The sequence below is a fragment of the Thiohalomonas denitrificans genome, from assembly GCF_900102855.1.
In the GTDB taxonomy this organism is placed as follows: domain Bacteria; phylum Pseudomonadota; class Gammaproteobacteria; order Thiohalomonadales; family Thiohalomonadaceae; genus Thiohalomonas; species Thiohalomonas denitrificans.
The window spans coordinates 211,888-228,003 of the sequence record NZ_FMWD01000001.1; the positions used below are offsets into that span (position 1 = coordinate 211,888).

17 protein-coding genes, 1 other RNA gene and 1 riboswitch are annotated in these 16,116 nt (G+C 60.1%); of the genes, 11 read left to right on the top strand and 7 right to left on the bottom strand.

All coding sequences use genetic code 11. From position 1 onward, the window contains the following. Positions 1–137 precede the first annotated feature (137 nt). Entirely contained in the window at positions 138–1,844 is a 1,707-nt protein-coding gene (recN, locus tag BLP65_RS00910; RefSeq protein WP_092991675.1) for a DNA repair protein RecN, read from the top strand. Positions 1,845–1,850: 6 nt separating this feature from the next. Here recN and fur read toward each other — a convergent pair whose 3' ends face one another. Then, on the bottom strand, positions 1,851–2,276 hold the full coding sequence (fur, locus tag BLP65_RS00915) for a ferric iron uptake transcriptional regulator (RefSeq protein WP_092992289.1): 426 nt from the start codon (positions 2,274–2,276) through the stop codon (positions 1,851–1,853). A 57-nt stretch (positions 2,277–2,333) separates the two neighbouring features. On the opposite strand from fur, the gene BLP65_RS00920 reads away from it, so the two are divergent. Continuing rightward, a complete protein-coding gene (locus tag BLP65_RS00920; protein ID WP_092991676.1) occupies positions 2,334–2,678 on the top strand; it encodes an outer membrane protein assembly factor BamE in 345 nt (114 codons plus the stop codon). A 176-nt stretch (positions 2,679–2,854) separates the two neighbouring features. On the opposite strand, the gene BLP65_RS00925 is transcribed toward BLP65_RS00920, so the two are convergent. Genes BLP65_RS00925 through BLP65_RS00935 form a run of 3 tightly spaced genes read right to left on the bottom strand, consistent with a single transcriptional unit; the run spans position 2,855 to position 4,992 of the window. Then, complete coding sequence (locus BLP65_RS00925; protein WP_092991678.1) at positions 2,855–3,181, bottom strand: RnfH family protein; 327 nt, start codon at positions 3,179–3,181, stop codon at positions 2,855–2,857. Then, positions 3,168–3,605: a type II toxin-antitoxin system RatA family toxin gene (locus tag BLP65_RS00930; protein ID WP_092991680.1), complete on the bottom strand. Its 438-nt coding sequence runs from the start codon at positions 3,603–3,605 to the stop codon at positions 3,168–3,170. The genes BLP65_RS00925 and BLP65_RS00930 overlap by 14 nt, the downstream gene beginning before the upstream one ends. A 28-nt stretch (positions 3,606–3,633) precedes the next feature. After that, on the bottom strand, positions 3,634–4,992 hold the full coding sequence (locus tag BLP65_RS00935) for a sodium-dependent transporter (protein WP_092991682.1): 1,359 nt from the start codon (positions 4,990–4,992) through the stop codon (positions 3,634–3,636). 145 nt (positions 4,993–5,137) lie between these two features. Here BLP65_RS00935 and smpB point away from each other — a divergent pair, with 145 nt between their 5' ends. After that, positions 5,138–5,626 carry an SsrA-binding protein SmpB gene (gene smpB / locus BLP65_RS00940; RefSeq protein ID WP_092991684.1) on the top strand — a complete coding sequence of 163 codons (489 nt, stop codon included), beginning with the start codon at positions 5,138–5,140 and terminating at the stop codon, positions 5,624–5,626. A gap of 147 nt (positions 5,627–5,773) precedes the next feature. Next, positions 5,774–6,133, top strand: a transfer-messenger RNA (tmRNA) gene (ssrA, locus tag BLP65_RS00945). Positions 6,134–6,536: 403 nt separating this feature from the next. Here ssrA and ybgF read toward each other — a convergent pair. From ybgF to BLP65_RS00970, 3 genes are all read right to left on the bottom strand, one after another. Continuing rightward, positions 6,537–7,283: a tol-pal system protein YbgF gene (gene ybgF / locus BLP65_RS00950; RefSeq protein WP_092991686.1), complete on the bottom strand. Its 747-nt coding sequence runs from the start codon at positions 7,281–7,283 to the stop codon at positions 6,537–6,539. 1,007 nt (positions 7,284–8,290) lie between these two features. Further along, positions 8,291–8,650, bottom strand: a complete 360-nt coding sequence (locus BLP65_RS00965; protein ID WP_092991692.1) for a hypothetical protein — start codon at positions 8,648–8,650, stop codon at positions 8,291–8,293. 254 nt (positions 8,651–8,904) lie between these two features. Further along, positions 8,905–8,993, bottom strand: a riboswitch (cyclic di-GMP riboswitch). Positions 8,994–9,218: 225 nt separating this feature from the next. Next, complete coding sequence (locus BLP65_RS00970; RefSeq protein WP_092991694.1) at positions 9,219–9,995, bottom strand: hypothetical protein; 777 nt, start codon at positions 9,993–9,995, stop codon at positions 9,219–9,221. A gap of 282 nt (positions 9,996–10,277) precedes the next feature. Between BLP65_RS00970 and BLP65_RS00975 the strand changes: the two genes are divergently transcribed. The 7 genes from BLP65_RS00975 (at position 10,278) to BLP65_RS01005 (ending at position 16,044) form a co-directional block, all read left to right on the top strand. Next, complete coding sequence (locus BLP65_RS00975; protein WP_139181392.1) at positions 10,278–10,919, top strand: ATP-dependent DNA ligase; 642 nt, start codon at positions 10,278–10,280, stop codon at positions 10,917–10,919. Then, a complete protein-coding gene (locus tag BLP65_RS00980; RefSeq protein ID WP_092991698.1) occupies positions 10,919–11,596 on the top strand; it encodes an SOS response-associated peptidase in 678 nt (225 codons plus the stop codon). Before BLP65_RS00975 ends, BLP65_RS00980 begins: the two co-directional genes overlap by 1 nt. Positions 11,597–11,704: 108 nt before the next feature. After that, positions 11,705–12,904, top strand: a complete 1,200-nt coding sequence (locus tag BLP65_RS00985; protein ID WP_092991700.1) for an MBL fold metallo-hydrolase — start codon at positions 11,705–11,707, stop codon at positions 12,902–12,904. Between the two features lie 56 nt (positions 12,905–12,960). Continuing rightward, positions 12,961–13,227 carry a DUF389 domain-containing protein gene (locus BLP65_RS00990; protein WP_092991702.1) on the top strand — a complete coding sequence of 89 codons (267 nt, stop codon included), beginning with the start codon at positions 12,961–12,963 and terminating at the stop codon, positions 13,225–13,227. A gap of 258 nt (positions 13,228–13,485) precedes the next feature. Further along, entirely contained in the window at positions 13,486–14,211 is a 726-nt protein-coding gene (locus tag BLP65_RS00995; RefSeq protein ID WP_092991704.1) for an MlaE family ABC transporter permease, read from the top strand. Between the two features lie 56 nt (positions 14,212–14,267). Further along, on the top strand, positions 14,268–15,239 hold the full coding sequence (locus BLP65_RS01000) for an MlaD family protein (RefSeq protein WP_092991706.1): 972 nt from the start codon (positions 14,268–14,270) through the stop codon (positions 15,237–15,239). 4 nt (positions 15,240–15,243) lie between these two features. Then, positions 15,244–16,044: an ABC-type transport auxiliary lipoprotein family protein gene (locus BLP65_RS01005; RefSeq protein ID WP_092991708.1), complete on the top strand. Its 801-nt coding sequence runs from the start codon at positions 15,244–15,246 to the stop codon at positions 16,042–16,044. The last annotated feature ends 72 nt before the right edge of the window (positions 16,045–16,116 follow it).

Sequence of the window (16,116 nt, forward strand, 5' to 3'; positions counted from 1 at the left end):
GAGATTTCGGCTGAAACCCGGATTTACGCTCGGCCTGAAGTTCCGGAATCGCGATCGCACGATATATTGAACCAAGTGCTACAAACTCACGACTAGCAACTAGCCACTCGCCACTAGCCACTAGCAACTGAGAAGAGATGCTGACTCACCTCCATATCCGTGATTTTGCCATCGTCGACCAGCTTGAACTGGAGTTTCAGTCGGGGATGACCGTGCTGACGGGGGAAACCGGTGCGGGCAAGTCGATTCTGCTCGATGCCCTCGGATTGACGCTGGGCGACCGGGCCGATTCGTCGTTTGTCCGCCACGGTGCCGAGCGCGCCGAGATCATTGCGAGTTTCGACGTAGCCGGCCAGGCCCTGATCGCCGACTGGTTGGGCGGACACCAATTGGAGGGTGAGGGCGGCGAGTGCCTGATTCGCCGCACGGTAGGCGCCGATGGTCGTTCCCGCGGCTACATCAACGGTCGCCCGGCACCGGTGCAGTTGCTCAAGGAGCTGGGTGAACAGCTGGTGGATATCCACGGCCAGCATGCCCACCAATACCTGTTGCGGCGAAACGCCCAGCGCCAGACGCTGGATGCCTTCGCCGGTCTCGCCGATGCGGCCGCCAATGTAACCGCTGCCTACCAGGACTGGCGCGCAGTCTCCGGCGAACGTGAGACCCTTTCGCAAGAGCGCCAGGACCGGGAAGCGCGCCTGGAGCTGCTCCGCTATCAAATCGAAGAACTGGAGGCGCTCGACCTTTCGGAAAAGGAGCTGGCGGATCTCGATGACGAACATCACCGACTCGCCAACGTGACACGTCTCCAGGAGGGCGCCCAGAGCGCGATACTGGCACTCAGCGAGGATGAGCAACTCGCCGCTGTCGGTGTGCTCGAACGCATCGCTGCCGAGTTGAGTCAACTGGCCGGGTACGACAGTGAACTGGAGTCGGTCGCGGAATTGATCAATGGTGCCGCCATCCAGGCCGGAGAGGCGGCAGGAGAGCTACGTCGTTACCTCGAAAAACTGGACATCGACCCGGAGCGACTGGCCGAAGTCGAGCAGCGTCTCGATACCCTCCAGGACCTGGCCCGCAAACACCGCTGCCGTCCCGACCAGTTACCCGAATTTCTCGAGGCGGCGCGGCAGGAACGGGATGGCCTGGAGGCCAGCGAAACCCGGCTGGACGACCTCGACCAACAGCTTGAAAAGACGCTGGCCCAGTATCGAAAATTGGCCGGCAATCTGAGCCGGAAGCGCTGCCAGGCCGCTGAAAAACTCGCGAAGCAGGTAACCGTCAACATGCAGGAACTCGGCATGAAGGGCGGCCACTTCGAGGTGGAAATCACCACGACCGGCGACGAACCTGCGCCGTATGGCCACGATCAAGTCCAGTTTTTGGTCACGGCCAATCCAGGCCAACCGGCCCAGCCCCTGCAGAAAGTCGCGTCCGGGGGTGAACTCTCACGTATCAGTCTTGCCATTCAGGTAATCACTGCCGGCCGGGAAGGTATTCCAACGCTGATCTTCGACGAAGTGGATGTCGGTGTCGGTGGCGGCGTCGCGGAGATTGTGGGGCGTCAACTGCATGCGCTCGGAGAGGACCGCCAGGTCCTGTGCGTCACCCACCAGCCCCAGGTTGCCTCCCAGGGGCATCAACACCTTCGCATTGCAAAGCAGACCCGGGGCGGGACAACCCGAACCCGCGTCGAACCCCTGTCGGACGGGGAGCGCGTAGAAGAGCTGGCCCGGATGCTGGGCGGAATTGCCATTACGGACCAGACCCGCTCCCATGCCAGGGAGATGCTCACCCTGGCCAGCGACGCCCGGGCGAAGAGACGGGAAAAGTCCAAGGTGTAAGGAGGGTCAGGATCCCTTTCGGCACTCGGCACAGATGCCGAAGATGTAGAGGCTGTGGTCGGTAATCTCGAAGCCCAGCTCTTCGGCGATAGCCCGCTGCCGCTCCTCGATGGTCTCGTCCAGAAACTCTTCCACCTTGCCGCACTTCACGCAAAGGATGTGGTCGTGATGACTGCCCTCATTGAGCTCGAACACCGAGTGTCCGCCCTCAAAGTGGTGACGATGCACGATATCCGCCGTCTCGAACTGAGTCAGGACACGGTAGACTGTAGCCAAACCGACGTCCTCACCGGACTCCAGCAGCGCTTTGTACACATCTTCGGCACTCATATGGCGGGATTTGCTGCGCTCCAGGATGTCCAGAATCTTGATGCGCGGCAGTGTCGCCTTGAGCCCGGCTTTTTTCAGGTCTTGTGAAGTTCGGGTTGCCATATCACTCATGAAACCGTTGCGGTATCATCTCCAGAAACTAACCCGTCTCGAACAAAAATGCAAAAGATTATCATTTATTTCGCACTCGCCCTGACCCTTGCCGGCTGCGCGCACAAACTGGATATACAACAAGGCAATATCCTGACTCAGGCGGAGCTGGCCAAACTCGAAACGGGAATGACCAAGCGACAGGTGCTGTTTCTGCTGGGATCGCCGCTGCTGACCGATCCTTTCCACCAGCAGCGCTGGGACTACTACTACAGCTACCAACCGGGTGGTGAAGCGGTCACCTCCCACTATCAGGTAACCGTCTGGTTCGAAGATGACCGGCTGGCCCGCTACTCGGCCAAAGGGGATATCCCGGAAGAGGTCCCGCTGGCTCCGCGCCTGGAGAGGCGCTAAGGGCCGGCAACCTGTCAGGCCGAGTCTTTCGTCAGCCCGGAAGCTACCAGGAGCCTGTCCTAGAACAGCGTTTTTGTAAGTTGGGGTGAGTTATGCGAACCCCAACGCTGATTTTGTTGGGCTTCGTTCCTCAGCGCCAACCTGCATTTTGGAGCCCCTTGCTATTCTCGGACAGGCTACTCGGCTTTTTCCGGCCCCCCTCCCTTTTTCATCGCCTTGCCCTCAGCGGCGCGCCGCTTTCTCACTTCCTTGGGATCGGCCTTCAGGGGACGATAGATCTCCACGCGATCCTTCGGCCGAAGCAGGCTGTCCAGCTTGACCAGTTTGCCGAACACCCCCACCTTGGCCTTTGCAAGATCAATCTCGGGGAAGCGATCGAGGATTCCCGATTTGCGGATCGCATCCTCCGCTGTGGCCCCCTCCTCCACGTCCAGGGGAATGATCACCTGAATCTCGGGCAAGGCATAGGCCACCTCCACCTTGATAAGGTTAGCCTTTGCCATAGACCTGCTCCGCGCGCTTGACGAAGGCCTCGACCAGGCTGTTGGCAATCTGACTGAAAATCGGCCCCATCGCCATCCCCATCAGACGGTTGGAGAACTCGAAATCCAGGTCCAGGCGAACCTTGCAGGCGTTGTCGTCGAGTTCATCGAAACGCCAGAACCCTTCCAGGTGTCTGAAAGGACCTTTCTCGAGACGCATTTCGATCATCTTGTTCTTCTGGAGTCGGTTCCGCGTGGTAAAGCTTTTGTGCAGGCTACCATGGGCAATCTCGATGACCGCACGGATCTCATCTTCGCCGGCGCTGAGCAGCTCCGAGGCGCCGCACCAGGGCAGAAAATCCGAGTAAGAATCAATATCGTTGACCAATGCATACATCTGTGCCGCGCTGTAGGGGACCAGGGCACTCTTGCTAATACTGGGCATGGGACAAAAACACGCGCATCAGGGGACCTCACAGAATACCGGTTGCGGTCAAAAGGATCACGGCCACCGCCACGGGGGCGACATATCGGGCCAGTACACGCCACATTCGGTACGTGCTGCCGGACAGGTGCAGCTCGTCCTGGCTGCTCTCTCTGGACATGACCCATGCGGCGAAGACCGCCACCAGCAGCCCGCCCATCGGCAGCATCACGTTAGTGGCGATGAACTCGACCAGTTCAATAAAGCTCTTGCCAAACAGTGTATACCCGGACCAGACATTCAAAGACAGCAGGGAAATAACCCCTACGCTCCAGGCGGCGAGGCCCGACCAGGCCGCGGCCATTACACGATTCATTCCGCGGTTCTCCACCAGCCAGGTGACCATCGGCTCAAGGAGGGAAATCGCCGAGGTCCAGGCTGCGAATACCAGCAGCAGGAAAAACAGGGTTCCAAACAGAGTCCCGCCAGGCATCTGGCCAAAGGCAATCGGCAGGACCTTGAAGACCATCCCCGACCCGAGCTCGGGCTCCAGACCGTTCGCGAACACGATGGGGAAGATGGCCAACCCCGCCAGCAAGGCAACCGACGTATCCATCGCCGCGATGATAACGGCAGTCCGGGGGATGGACGCCGTGTGCGAAAGATAAGATCCGTAGATCATGATAGCGCCCATGCCCAGGCTGAGACTGAAGAATGCCTGCCCCAGCGCAGCCAGAATGGATTCGCCGGTCAGCCGGGAGAAATCGGGGCGGAACAGATAAGCCAGCGCCTCCGAGAAGTGCCCGGTGCTGATGGCATAACCGACCATCGCCACCAACAGCACGAACAGCGTCGGCATGAGAAATCGGACCGCCTGCTCCAGACCGCTCTTCACGCCGCGGGAGACCACGATGATGGTCATTATCATGAAGATGGTGTGCCAGCCGAGCAGTCTCTCGGGGTCGGAGACAAAAACGGTGAAGGCCCCGGAGACCTGTTCCGCCGTCGCCCCATCGAAAACTCCGCTCGCGACGCGAAACACATAGGCCATCGTCCAGCCGGCCACCACACTATAGAACGACAGGATCAGAAAGCCGGCTACCATGCCCATCAGCCCGAGATACTGCCAGTGGGTGGAGCTCCGCTCCTCCTCGGCCAGTGTGGACATGGTATTGACCGGACTCTGCCTGCCGCGCCGCCCGAGCATTACCTCCGCCATCATCACCGGGATCCCCACGCTGGCCACGCAGAGGAGATAGACCAGCACAAAGGCCCCGCCGCCGTTCTCGCCCGCAACGTATGGGAAGCGCCAGATATTGCCGAGCCCCACCGCCGAACCGGTAGCCGCCAGAATGAACGCCAGTCGGGACGACCACTCGCCATGTATCGATTTGCGTTTCGCCGGCATACCTACCTCTATTATTGTTCTTCGCCCGGCTATTCTCGGTTAATTAGGAAGGCCGCTCAACTGTTGCCTTCCCGCTGCCACTGTGGCGTTGTCGGGTTCGACTCCGCTGGTGTGAGGCCCGCGCCACAAGCTATACTGCGCGGCTATGGCTAAGAAGGGCAAAAAGAACAAAGACCAGGGTCCCGGCACCAGCACCATCGTGGTTAACCGTAAGGCGCGCCACGAGTTTTTCATCGAGGACACCTACGAAGCGGGGCTGGTGCTCGAAGGCTGGGAGGTCAAAAGCCTGCGTGCCGGGCGCGTGCAGCTGGTGGACAGCTACGTCATCGTGAAAAATGGCGAGGCCTGGCTACTCGGGGCATTGATTAACCCGCTGCCCACCGCCTCCACTCACATTCAACCGGATCCCACCCGTACCCGGAAGCTGCTGCTGCATGACCATGAACTGAGCCGCCTAATCGGGGCTGTGGAGCGCAAAGGCTATACTCTTGTCGCCCTGAAGATGTACTGGAAAAAGGGCCGCGCCAAGATTCAGATCGGACTCGCCAAAGGCAAGCAGCAGCACGACAAGCGAGCCACCGAAAAAGATCGGGAGTGGCAGCGACAGAAACAGCGCATACTCAAGGAAAATTAGCGATCGGAAGCGGGGAATCTGATCGCATGCCTGTGGTCCAAAACAGCGTTCCACACACTCGGTAATCGCCGGCTTAGCGGTTATTTTTCAAGAAAGGTCTTGAACTTCAGTACCAACCCCCTATCTAATAGGGGAGATAACACCTTTGGGGGCGACCTGGCTTCGACGTGGGTTGCGAAACCATAGGGTGCATGCCGAGGTGCAGTGACCTCGTAAATAACGCTGCAACAACATAGTTGCCAACGACGACAACTACGCTCTAGCGGCTTAAACCCCGCTAGCGCCCGACCGACGCGTGCTTGTGCGCTCGGGCTCCGGGTGTCATTAAACGCAAGCTCGCGGCGAAGTTAGTCCGGGGCCTAGCCGCTAAAACCCAAATCCGGAATCGCCGTTGATATGCCCTGCCCGTCGGGCGATTAACGGTTAAAAATAATAGGCGCGGCTAAGCATGTAGATCCCATGGCGGAGTTCTCGCGGACGCGGGTTCGATTCCCGCCGCCTCCACCATTTAACATCAAAGCCGTCTCAAGACGGCTTTTTTATTGCCTGAATTCAACGGGAAAGTTCGCCATCCACACTACACGCAAGCGCATGACCGCTGCGCAGCGCCTCGTCTGCCGGAAACCATTTGCGCGGTGGGCAAATAAAGCCGGCATAGCTCCACGGCCATGCGCATGGACAGATCACGACCCGCCCGCGACTTCTTGTCATCGGGGCGGGCGGGCCGGCCCATAATCCGCAGCAGGTGGCGGCAAAGGCGCTTTGTGAAACGCGGAGGGAGGGCCTAATCAACCGGGTGGAGGGCCTTCTTCTGCTTATCGCATACTCCGTTTTACAACGGCTATCCCGTCATGAGCGTCGCCAAAGCCGACGTCGGTGCAGGTTTAGGCGGGATGGAGGTCGCGCCGCATCAGGCGTTCGGCTTTTCCAGTCGCTCCAGCAACGCCTCCGCCTGGCGCGCTTCGGTGGTGTCGGGATGGGTTTTTGTTAACTTCTCAAGGATAGAGCGGGATTTTCCGTTCTGTTCGAGTTTGTGGTAGCTGTAGCCGATCTTCAACAGGGCCTCCGCCACTTTGGGGCTGTCGGGGTGCTTGTCCACCAGGGCGCGATAGGCGCCAATTGCCCGGTTGTACTCCCCGCGCGCGTAATTCGCCTCGCCTATCCAGTACCGGGCGACGTGGGCGTAGCGGCCATCCGGATACTGCTGTAGGAATGCTTCGAATGCGGCTATGGCCGGTTCGTAGCGCAACTCGCGCAGGATATCGAAGGTGTTTTGATACATCTCGCGTTCGGCGATTAGCTCGCCGGAGTCGGGCGTGGGCCTTCCGGGCTCTGCTACATCGGATTCCGCATCCGCCTCCAGCCTTTCTGGAGTGATGCCTTCGCGCTCCAAGCGGACGAGCCGGCGGTCGGTATCGAGATAGAGCGTTCGCTGGTGTTCCTTGAGGTTTCCGATTTGGTGGCGAACCTCCTCAAGTGTGCCGCGCAGGGTCGCCAACTCCCGCTGCTGCTGGTCAAGGCGGGTCAGCATCTCCAGCAACGACTGGCTCGCCAATATCCGCTCCAGCCTCTGAACCCTTTGCTCCAAACTGCCTTCTGCGCCCTGGGTCGTTCCAAAAGCAAGCAGTGCCGGCAGCAGATAGCGCAACTTCGACATTTAGATACCTCGAAAAACCATCTTCAACCTACGATCCCAAGGTCCCATTCGCCTCATGCCATTCTCTGGGACTGCTTGTGAATGGTTAGGGTCCCTTCTCAATTGCGAGAAGCTTAACATGCCCCAACCTCAACAGAATCACACCCGATTATGAGTACGCAAATATCGAAATTGGATACTAGCGGCGAAGCTGTTCACCGTTGCTGTGCTCTCGGGTTGGCTTCGATCTCGGATGCGACCGTTGGCGCAGTGAGCGCCAGAGAAATAGAACGAAGGCAGCGATTGCGATGAGAGAGACAACCGAGCCGTAAAAATAGAGCTGGGCGTCATTCAAGCGGTTCGTCAAGTGGGCCCAAGCCACGGCGTAGAGCCCTGCGATGTAGGCGACGAGAATGTACAAGCTTCCAGAACGGAGCACGGTTCCTCCCTTGGAAAAAAAGACAGTAACCGGTCGCAAAAAAACCGGAGTCTCAGGGACTTGCCGGAGAACCAGTGCGGATGAATGAGACCTTACTTACCCAAGGGGATGAGACCGAAGACAACGGCAAGCAGTGAAGCCAGCCACAGAGCGGCCGCTCCGAATACGATTAATTGCAGCATTGTTGGTATGCCTCCCTAAAACCCCAACATCGGGTGTGACAGCTCCGCTCCTGCAGAGTTCCTTCCAGCCGATTGGTGGGGCCTTTCGTCAGGAGGCCGGTGGAATTTTCAGATCGAAGGTCCGAACCGGCAGGTCGCCTTCCTTTTCTTTGGGCGCTCTATCAGCCACCTTCTCCTTCAGGGGGCTAACAGCCGCCCCGGAGCTATCGCCCAAAGAGAATCTGTCCGAGAAGAAAATGCCCACTGTAAGAGTGGCGCTGAGAGCCAAGAGGCCCATGACTGTCAGCAAGCCACGCCATGTCAGCCGCCGGCGGCGGCGTCCCAGAAGTTCATCTTTATCCTCGACCAGCTGTCTAAAGTCCCGCACTTACCGTCTCCAGATTAATTCGAAGCAAGGATATATTTCTTCAGTAGACCCGCTTCCTGGTATCAGTGATCTTCACACCGAGACCGACGATTTTATCGTGATAACGGTCCGGAATATGAGAGTCTTTGACCACTCGTACCTTTCGCCCTGCCCCGACACTAGCGTAGGAGCGCAGCCGATAAATGGGATCGTCCTTGGTGTTCAGGAAATTGGCCATGAGATCCACATCGTATACGGCCTCGCAACCATTGGTCAGGAGTGCCTTCCAGACGATTTTCGAGAGGCCGTAGTCCGATTTCGAAAGGGAAAAGCTGGTATCGGAAACCTCCACGCACTGGGCCGATACACCGGACGGGACGAACGCGAAAAGCGCCGCCAAAAGCAGGACATTTCGAGTCATGCGCTCTCCTGGGGTTTTACGAGACCGATGTGCCCGGTCTCGGGGCAGTTGACCGGTCAATAACTCTATCACCCGCCGGGTACTGGAAGCGAATCGTCGTGCTTTCATGCTGGGAAGTACAACCGCGCCTGGCGTTACTGTCCCCCTGGATGCCCCGGTCGCTCTAACGCCTTATCGGTGATGTCGTCGGGCGCTCCTCAGTGAGCGCCGCCTTACGCTGCGGAAGCTGCGGGTAGCAGTGAAAAGGATGAAGACCTGGCAGCCCCGCGATCATACATTCCGAAGAATCCTTAGACCGGTGGCTTTGCGCCCTTGCCTTTCGACAGGTTTGCCTTTATCAGGCCTACCAGGTGAGGCTGGCGCGGCTGTCAAAAGACTTTTGCCGCGGCATCCGGAGACCTCGACGGACGAAAGGCTTACGGATGATATCCGGCCAATTTCTGTCATCAAATGGAACAGGCGATGGCCCTATATGCCAAGGAGCCGTTGAAAAGCCGTCACCCTTACGGCCATCGAGCAGCCCTTGGTTCCTGGATGCCGGCGAGACCGATGGCCCGCCGACCCGCATTCATGCTTCGATGCTCTCGGCCATACTGGTGAGCATTTCACCAAGCGTTTGGATCTGGTCCTGGACGAATACATGGTATTCCGCTTCGTTCAACCAGGTGCCCCACTCTTCGTCGGTCATCTCAGCTTTCTGATCCAGCGTTTGCTCCATCTCATCGAGACGGGCTTGATACTGCGGGAATGCTTCGTCCTCGTCGAACCACCCCCACCCGGGCCCTGAGTTGGAGATAGCATTGATCAGATCGCCGACGGTTTCCCGTACGTCATCCACCTGGTCCACTACATTGTGCCCGGTCACAACCTGAAGTCCGGGTCGACCTTCAGCCTGGCTCAAAGTGTTGGCCATCTGGTTCAGGGTGTCACCGAGCTGGTTGATCTGCTGCTTGACGGTAACGCTGTAGTCCCGGTCCTCCAGCCAATTGAGCCAGGACGAATCGGTGTTTTCGGCCTTCCGGTCGAGTACCTGCTCCATCTCGTCAAGCTCGGCAACCGTGTTTTCCATCGGTTCGGCAACCGGTTGCCAGCTGGCGAATTCGGCAGTCGTACTGGCGTTTGCGATGGAGGAAGCGAGATCGGAGACCGTTTCCCGAACATCGTCCACCGCATCCACCACGTTGTGCCCGGCAACCAACGAAATGGTCCGTTGCTGCTGTGCCTGCGCCGAAGGCTGGGTCGGCTGCTGCTGACCCTCGGTGCCCTGCTCAGCGACGGCTCCGCCTCCCATCACCAGGGAAAGCGCGCTAGCGGTCAGCACCGTCTTCATCATCTTTGATTTCATCGTGAACACCTCCATTTGCACACGGTTGATGCCTACTCTTGCGAGCGGCTTACGCTATCTGTAGACGAAACAAGCCATAATCACAAAGGGGGGACCTACCGGAAATTCGTGAGGGAGGCTGCACTTTCCAATACCTCTCGGACAGATGTCGAGGAAGCCCCAAGCGCCAGTAGATAGACGTTTAACCAATATTCAAAGAAGCTCTGGAGTAGGCTTGCCAGTTAACGGGAGGTTACCGTCCCTTTGGGAGAACTCGCCCGCCGCGCACCGGTCAAATCCGGTATGAATACTCAACCTATCCCCTCGGTAATCTCCCCGATGCTCCTGTCGGCTGCACGGGATCCGTTCGACTCTCCCTCGCACCTGTTCGAAATCAAGTGGGACGGGATTCGCTGCATCGCGCACGTGGGCGAGGCGGTCTGTCTGCAGACCCGCCGGCTCCATACGGTGACCGCGCAGTTCCCGGAAGTGGCCGAGGCACTGCGGCAGTTCCCTGAGGGGACGGTGCTCGATGGAGAACTGGTGGTGTTCGAGGGTGGCCGCCCCAGCTTCGAGACCGTTCGTCGGCGGATCGCGATGCACAACCCGCAGAGGATCCTCCAGACCGCTACCGCCCGGCCTACCACCTTCATGGTGTTCGACCTCCTTTACCTCGCTGGCAGTCCGATGATGGCGCTGCCGCTGGAGGAGCGGCGCCGGCACCTGCTTGAGCTGGAGCCGGAAGACGGCCCTGTCTGCATCCCGGAGCACTTCGATTCGGGGACTGCCCTCTACGCCGCCGCCATCGGGCAGGGACTTGAGGGGATCGTTGCCAAGCGGCGCGACAGCCGGTACACCCCCGGTCGCCGCTCGCCCGCCTGGGTGAAGTGCAAGCCGCCCGACTATGACTCCGGAAGGTTCGACGACCTGCGCAAACGGCTGTAATGTGCGGAAGATTCGACCAGCACCACCCCACTTCCTATTACGCGGAACGGCTCGGGATGCCGACCGACCGGCACTACGGCGACTTGGCGGCGCGCTACAACGTCGCTCCTTCGGAAGCGCCCCTGGTGGCACGGTGGTCCGAATACGGAGATGGCCCGGAGCTGGTAACACTCTGCTGGGGCCTTATTCCCCACTGGTCCCGCGATCCGGGCAAGGGCCCCAAGCCTATCAACGCCCGGGCCGAGAGCGTCAATACCAAGCCGATGTTTCGGGATTCCTTCCGGCGCCACCGCTGCCTGGTTCCGGCAGACGGGTTCTTTGAATGGCGGAAGGAGGGAGCCGTCAAGCAGCCGTACTATTTTCGGTTCAGGAATGGAGAGCCGATGTTCTTTGCCGGGCTCTGGGATCGCTGGTCCGGTGACGGGCCACCCCGCGACACCTTCACCATCATCGTGACGGAGCCAAACGAGCTCGCCGCTCAATATCACGACCGGATGCCCGCGGTCCTCCCCGTTGGGTGGCATCGAAAATGGCTACAACCGGACACCCCGAATCTTGCCGCGCTTCACCAAATCCTTTTGAAACCCTACCCTGCGAGTGAGATGGAGGTAGTCCGGGTCACCCGCGCCGTGAACGACCCCAAAAACAAGGGGAGGGAGACCATACAGCCTGAATAATCGGGTCATCTCATCCAGATTCGACACAAGCCGCTCGGATCGGTCAACTATACTTCGAGACGACATCGCCCGATGTCCGCACGTGCCCTGCTCAAAAGGAGGTGTCTGATGTTGAAGAGGGCCACTCCCGCCGCGAATCCGCAGGAGGTTTGGGAGCGACTGCTGCGCGACGAGCCGATGTTCATCCTCGATGTGCGCAACCGTGACGAGTTTGAAACCTGGAGGGTGGAAGGTCCCCACCCGGTACCCACCCTGAACGTCCCCTACTTTGAGCTTCTTGATCTGGAGGACGAGGACGAGGATGTCACCGAAGCGGTGGTCCGCGGCGTGCAGGCGCAGATCAAGGACCAGCTCCCCGGGGACCGCCCCATTCTCGCGGTGTGTGCCGAAGGCCATACCTCGGATTACGTCGCCGAGGGTCTGCACCGTCTGGGATTCGATGCCATGAACATGGAAGGCGGCATGGAGGGCTGGGGCAACTTCTACTACTCGCGCCCGGTGGAGCAGAACGAGCGCTACTCGCTCTTCCAGGTGGTGCGCCCGGCCCGCGGTTGCGTGAGCCACGTCCTGGTGAGCGACGGCCGCGCCGCCGTCTTCGATCCGGCGCGGCACATCGGGCAGTATGACCAGCTGGCCGCAGACGCCGGTGCCACGATCGAACGGGTGCTGGATACCCACCTCCACGCCGACCACCTCAGCGGCGGGCCGGAGCTGAGCGAGCGGGACCACGTTCCGTACCACCTGCACCCCTACGATGCCATCCACCCGATGGACATGCTGCCGGCGCGTATCCCGTATCGGCCGTTGGAGTCGGAGCAGACGTTTACCCTCGGGCGGACCGATATCAAGGTGCTGCACTATCCCGGCCATACCCTGGGCATGGTCGCCTTTCTCATCGACGGGCGCTTTCTGCTGAACGGCGACAGCCTGTTCCTGGAGTCGATCGCGCGTCCGGACCTGGGCGGTAAGGCCGACACGTGGACGCCGCTGCTATACGCCTCGCTGAAGCGGATGGAGGAACTGCCCGACGAAACGGTGGTGCTGCCGGCCCATTTCAGCGAACTATCCACCGGTGACGAGAACGGCATCTATCGCGCCTCGCTCGGTGACCTCAAGCAACACAATCCCGGGCTGCGCAAGCTGGCCGAGGGCGAAGCGGCCTTCCGCGACTATGTCCTGGCCAGTCTGCCGGAGTTTCCCGAGGCCTACGTGGAGATCAAGCGGGCCAACGCGGGCCTGGCCAGTCCCGATGCACGCAAAGCGCAGGAGCTGGAACTGGGCAAGAACATTTGCGCGGTGGGCAAATAAGACCGGCATAGCTCAACGGCCATGCGCATGGACAGGTCACGCCCGCCCGCGACTTCTTGTCATCGGGCGGGCGGACCGAACCATCGTCCGCAGCCGACCTCACCGTCCTGCCGACGCCCAAGGACAAACTCGACACGCTGGTCGGGGTGGTCGCCGCCCTGGCGCTCGTTCCGGCAGTCGCAGCATTCGGCATTTCCCTGCTGTCCGGCGAATGGCAACTGGCGCTAGGAGGCCTTCTCATGACCGCCGGCAACGGCACATTGATTGTGCTGGGGAGCATCATCACGCTACTGCTGGTGCGACCGGACCGCGACTATGCATGAGAGCTTCATCCCTCCTTGAAGAATTGCGCGGTTTTCTTCAGGGAACATTTACCAAATCCCATAAGCAGATGCAGTCAGCCGATTTCTCTTTGCCCCCTTTTTATTGCGACCTCCTAGTTCTGTGTTAAACCGTTATTAAAGCAAGAGGCTCCGGAACCGAAATGCAGGCGGAGAACAAAGGGATTGAAAGAGCAGAACAGCGACCCCGTGACACGCGTCGGCCTACGCACTCTAACGATTTTTGAGGGCGCCCGTGCCATGACGATGTTCACCGGCAGCGTCCTTCTGGCCGCGGGTGCGGTAGTGCGTCGACCGCGCCGTCTGGGGCTGAAAGAGATGCTTTTTCATCTTCAGAGCGCGGGGGCCGATGCCGTGGTCCTCCTGGCCGGCCTCTCTTTTCTGATGGGTTTCGTCATCGGAATTCAGGCGATAGCGACCATGTCTCCCTTCGGCGCCGAGGCGAGGATCGCCCGAGTCGTGACCACCATCACCATGCTGGAGATCGGACCGCTGCTCACCGCCATCCTGCTGGCGGGCCGGTCGGGGAGCGCCTTTGCGGTCCAGCTCGGAGCCATGAAGATCAGAGGAGAGATCGATGGATTGCGGGCAAGTGGCATCGATCCGGTGGGCGACCTCGTCCTGCCGCGGGTTCTCGCCCTTGTGGCGGCCGGTCTCCTCCTCGTCATGATCACCACCGCCTTCTCCATCCTGGGAGGAATGGTCATCACGCTATGGATCCCGAATCTCTCTTTCCTGGCATACCTCGTGGGGGCCGCGGACGCCATGAGCGGGGTGGGGCTCTTCGTCGGGCTGGCGAAGATCGTAGTCTTCTCCGGTTTGATCGGGCTGATCGGCTGCTTTCAGGGAATGCGCATGGGGGAGTCCGCCGCATCGGGTGAAGGGGCGAGCTCTTCGTTCGTCGTCTCGCTGATGTACATCGTCCTGATCGATACCCTTTTCAGCTTCATTTATCACATCAATTAGCCGAGGTGCGGCGTGACACAAGGCGAGTCGTTTCCGGGGAAGGCAGAGGTGAGACGATGACGGAAGGCCGGATATCCCCCTTCAAACTCGGTCTTTTCGTCCTGCTCGGTCTGGGGCTGGGGATCATGACCCTGCTCTTCGTGGGGATCATTGGCCCCTTCGAAGCAAGACAGACGTACGTCAGCTTCTTCGACAGCCCTGTCGAGGGGCTGGAAAGAGGGGCGCCAGTCCGGTATCTGGGGATCGAGGTCGGGGAAGTGGGGGCGATCGATCTGGCTCCCGGTGACCGCATGGTGAGGGTCCTGGTGAACATCCGCAAGGATTTCACCATGGATGACGCCATGTACCTCCAGGTCTCGCAAAAACTGGTCGCCGGATTGACCAATCTGACGCTGGGGCGGACGCAGGATGCCGCAGCAGTGGCCCGTCCGGAGCTTCCTTTCGAGCCGGAGTATCCGGTTCTCCCCAGTCGGCCCAGCGATATGGATCGACTCCTCGAGACCGCACGGCGCGTGGCGGGGGAGGTGGGAGATGCCGATTTTGACGCCATCGGGGAGTTGACGCACGGTTGGAGCCAGGCCGGGAACCGGCTTGATGACCTTCTCGCCGATCCCGATCTGCAGCAGACTCTCGAAAACGTGCGCGAAGCCTCCGCCGACCTGAAGGCGATCCTCCAGGCACTCGGCGATGAGGAGGCTCCCGGCGATTGGCGAAAGACACGCCGGGACCTTTCCGCCACCGCCACGGAGTTGCGCCGCGCCAGCGAGGCCCTTGCGGCTCGGCTGGGCGAGGTGCCGTCCGGCGCCCTTGCCGACATCTCCGGGGGCCTGGAGGGAATGACGGCGGCGGGAGAAGAGGCGGTGCGTTCCTGGGATGCCCAGATCGGCCAATCCACATCCCAGCTGCAGCGCACTCTTCAACAGGTCGAGAGCCTGATAACCGAACTCGAACGGCTAACCCGTTCCCTGCGCCGGGAGCCCGGGCAGATCCTCGAACGCCGCAAAGAGCAAGATCCTTTCGCGAGGTGATCCGATGTGCCGTTCCGCTCTCCTTGGCCTTTCTCTGGTTGTCGTGATCCTCTCGGTGGGAGGTTGCGGCGGAATCCTGCCCGGGGCCGGCCCCGCGCCTGTTTTTTATCAGTTCGATTATGACACCCGGCCCTTCGACTGCCCCCGCCCCTTCGACAAGAGGGTCCGAATCCGGGAATTCTCGACCGCCAGCCCCTACGACCGGCTGGAGATGACCGTCCAGAGGCCGGGTGGCGAAGTGAGCTTTTCCGGGACCTATCAGTGGGTCGCTCCTCCCGGAAGGATGGTGGCGGAGTCCCTGGAACGGGACTTGAGCGCGGGGGGCCTCTTTCCCGCGGCATCCTTGGAGCCGGACCCATCGCCGCTGGAGTTGACCGGGCGAATCTATACCTTCGCCTTGGAACAGAAGGGCGGGGAGGAGCAGGCTGTGCTGACCGTGGGAATTACACTGACGAACACCGGGGAGTCCGAGATCCTCTTTCAGCGGATCTATCGGTTGGGGAGCCCTCCCGTTCCTGAGAGGGAAGCGCCCCTGTTCGCATCGGCCATGAGCGAGCTTGTAGGGGATCTGTCGTTCCGGCTTCGGCAGGATCTCTGTTCCCTGGGGCGGGGGGATGTGGCTAGTTCTGGGGTCGCTTTCCCACTCCCGCGTGCCGCAGGGATTCCTGCACAGTGTTGTGGACTTTCTCCCTCAGTTGTCTCGCCGAACCGTGCCGCTTTCCATCTCTTCGCGCAGTTTTTCTCTCCCACCTCGCTGTCCGCCGAACAGCCAAAGCCTATAAAGCTTTCCGTTGGCATTCAGTGAAACAAGCAGTTACGTCCGACCGTTCAAGCCGGTTGGATTGCGGCAGTGCTTATCCGGAAAATCATGCATTGT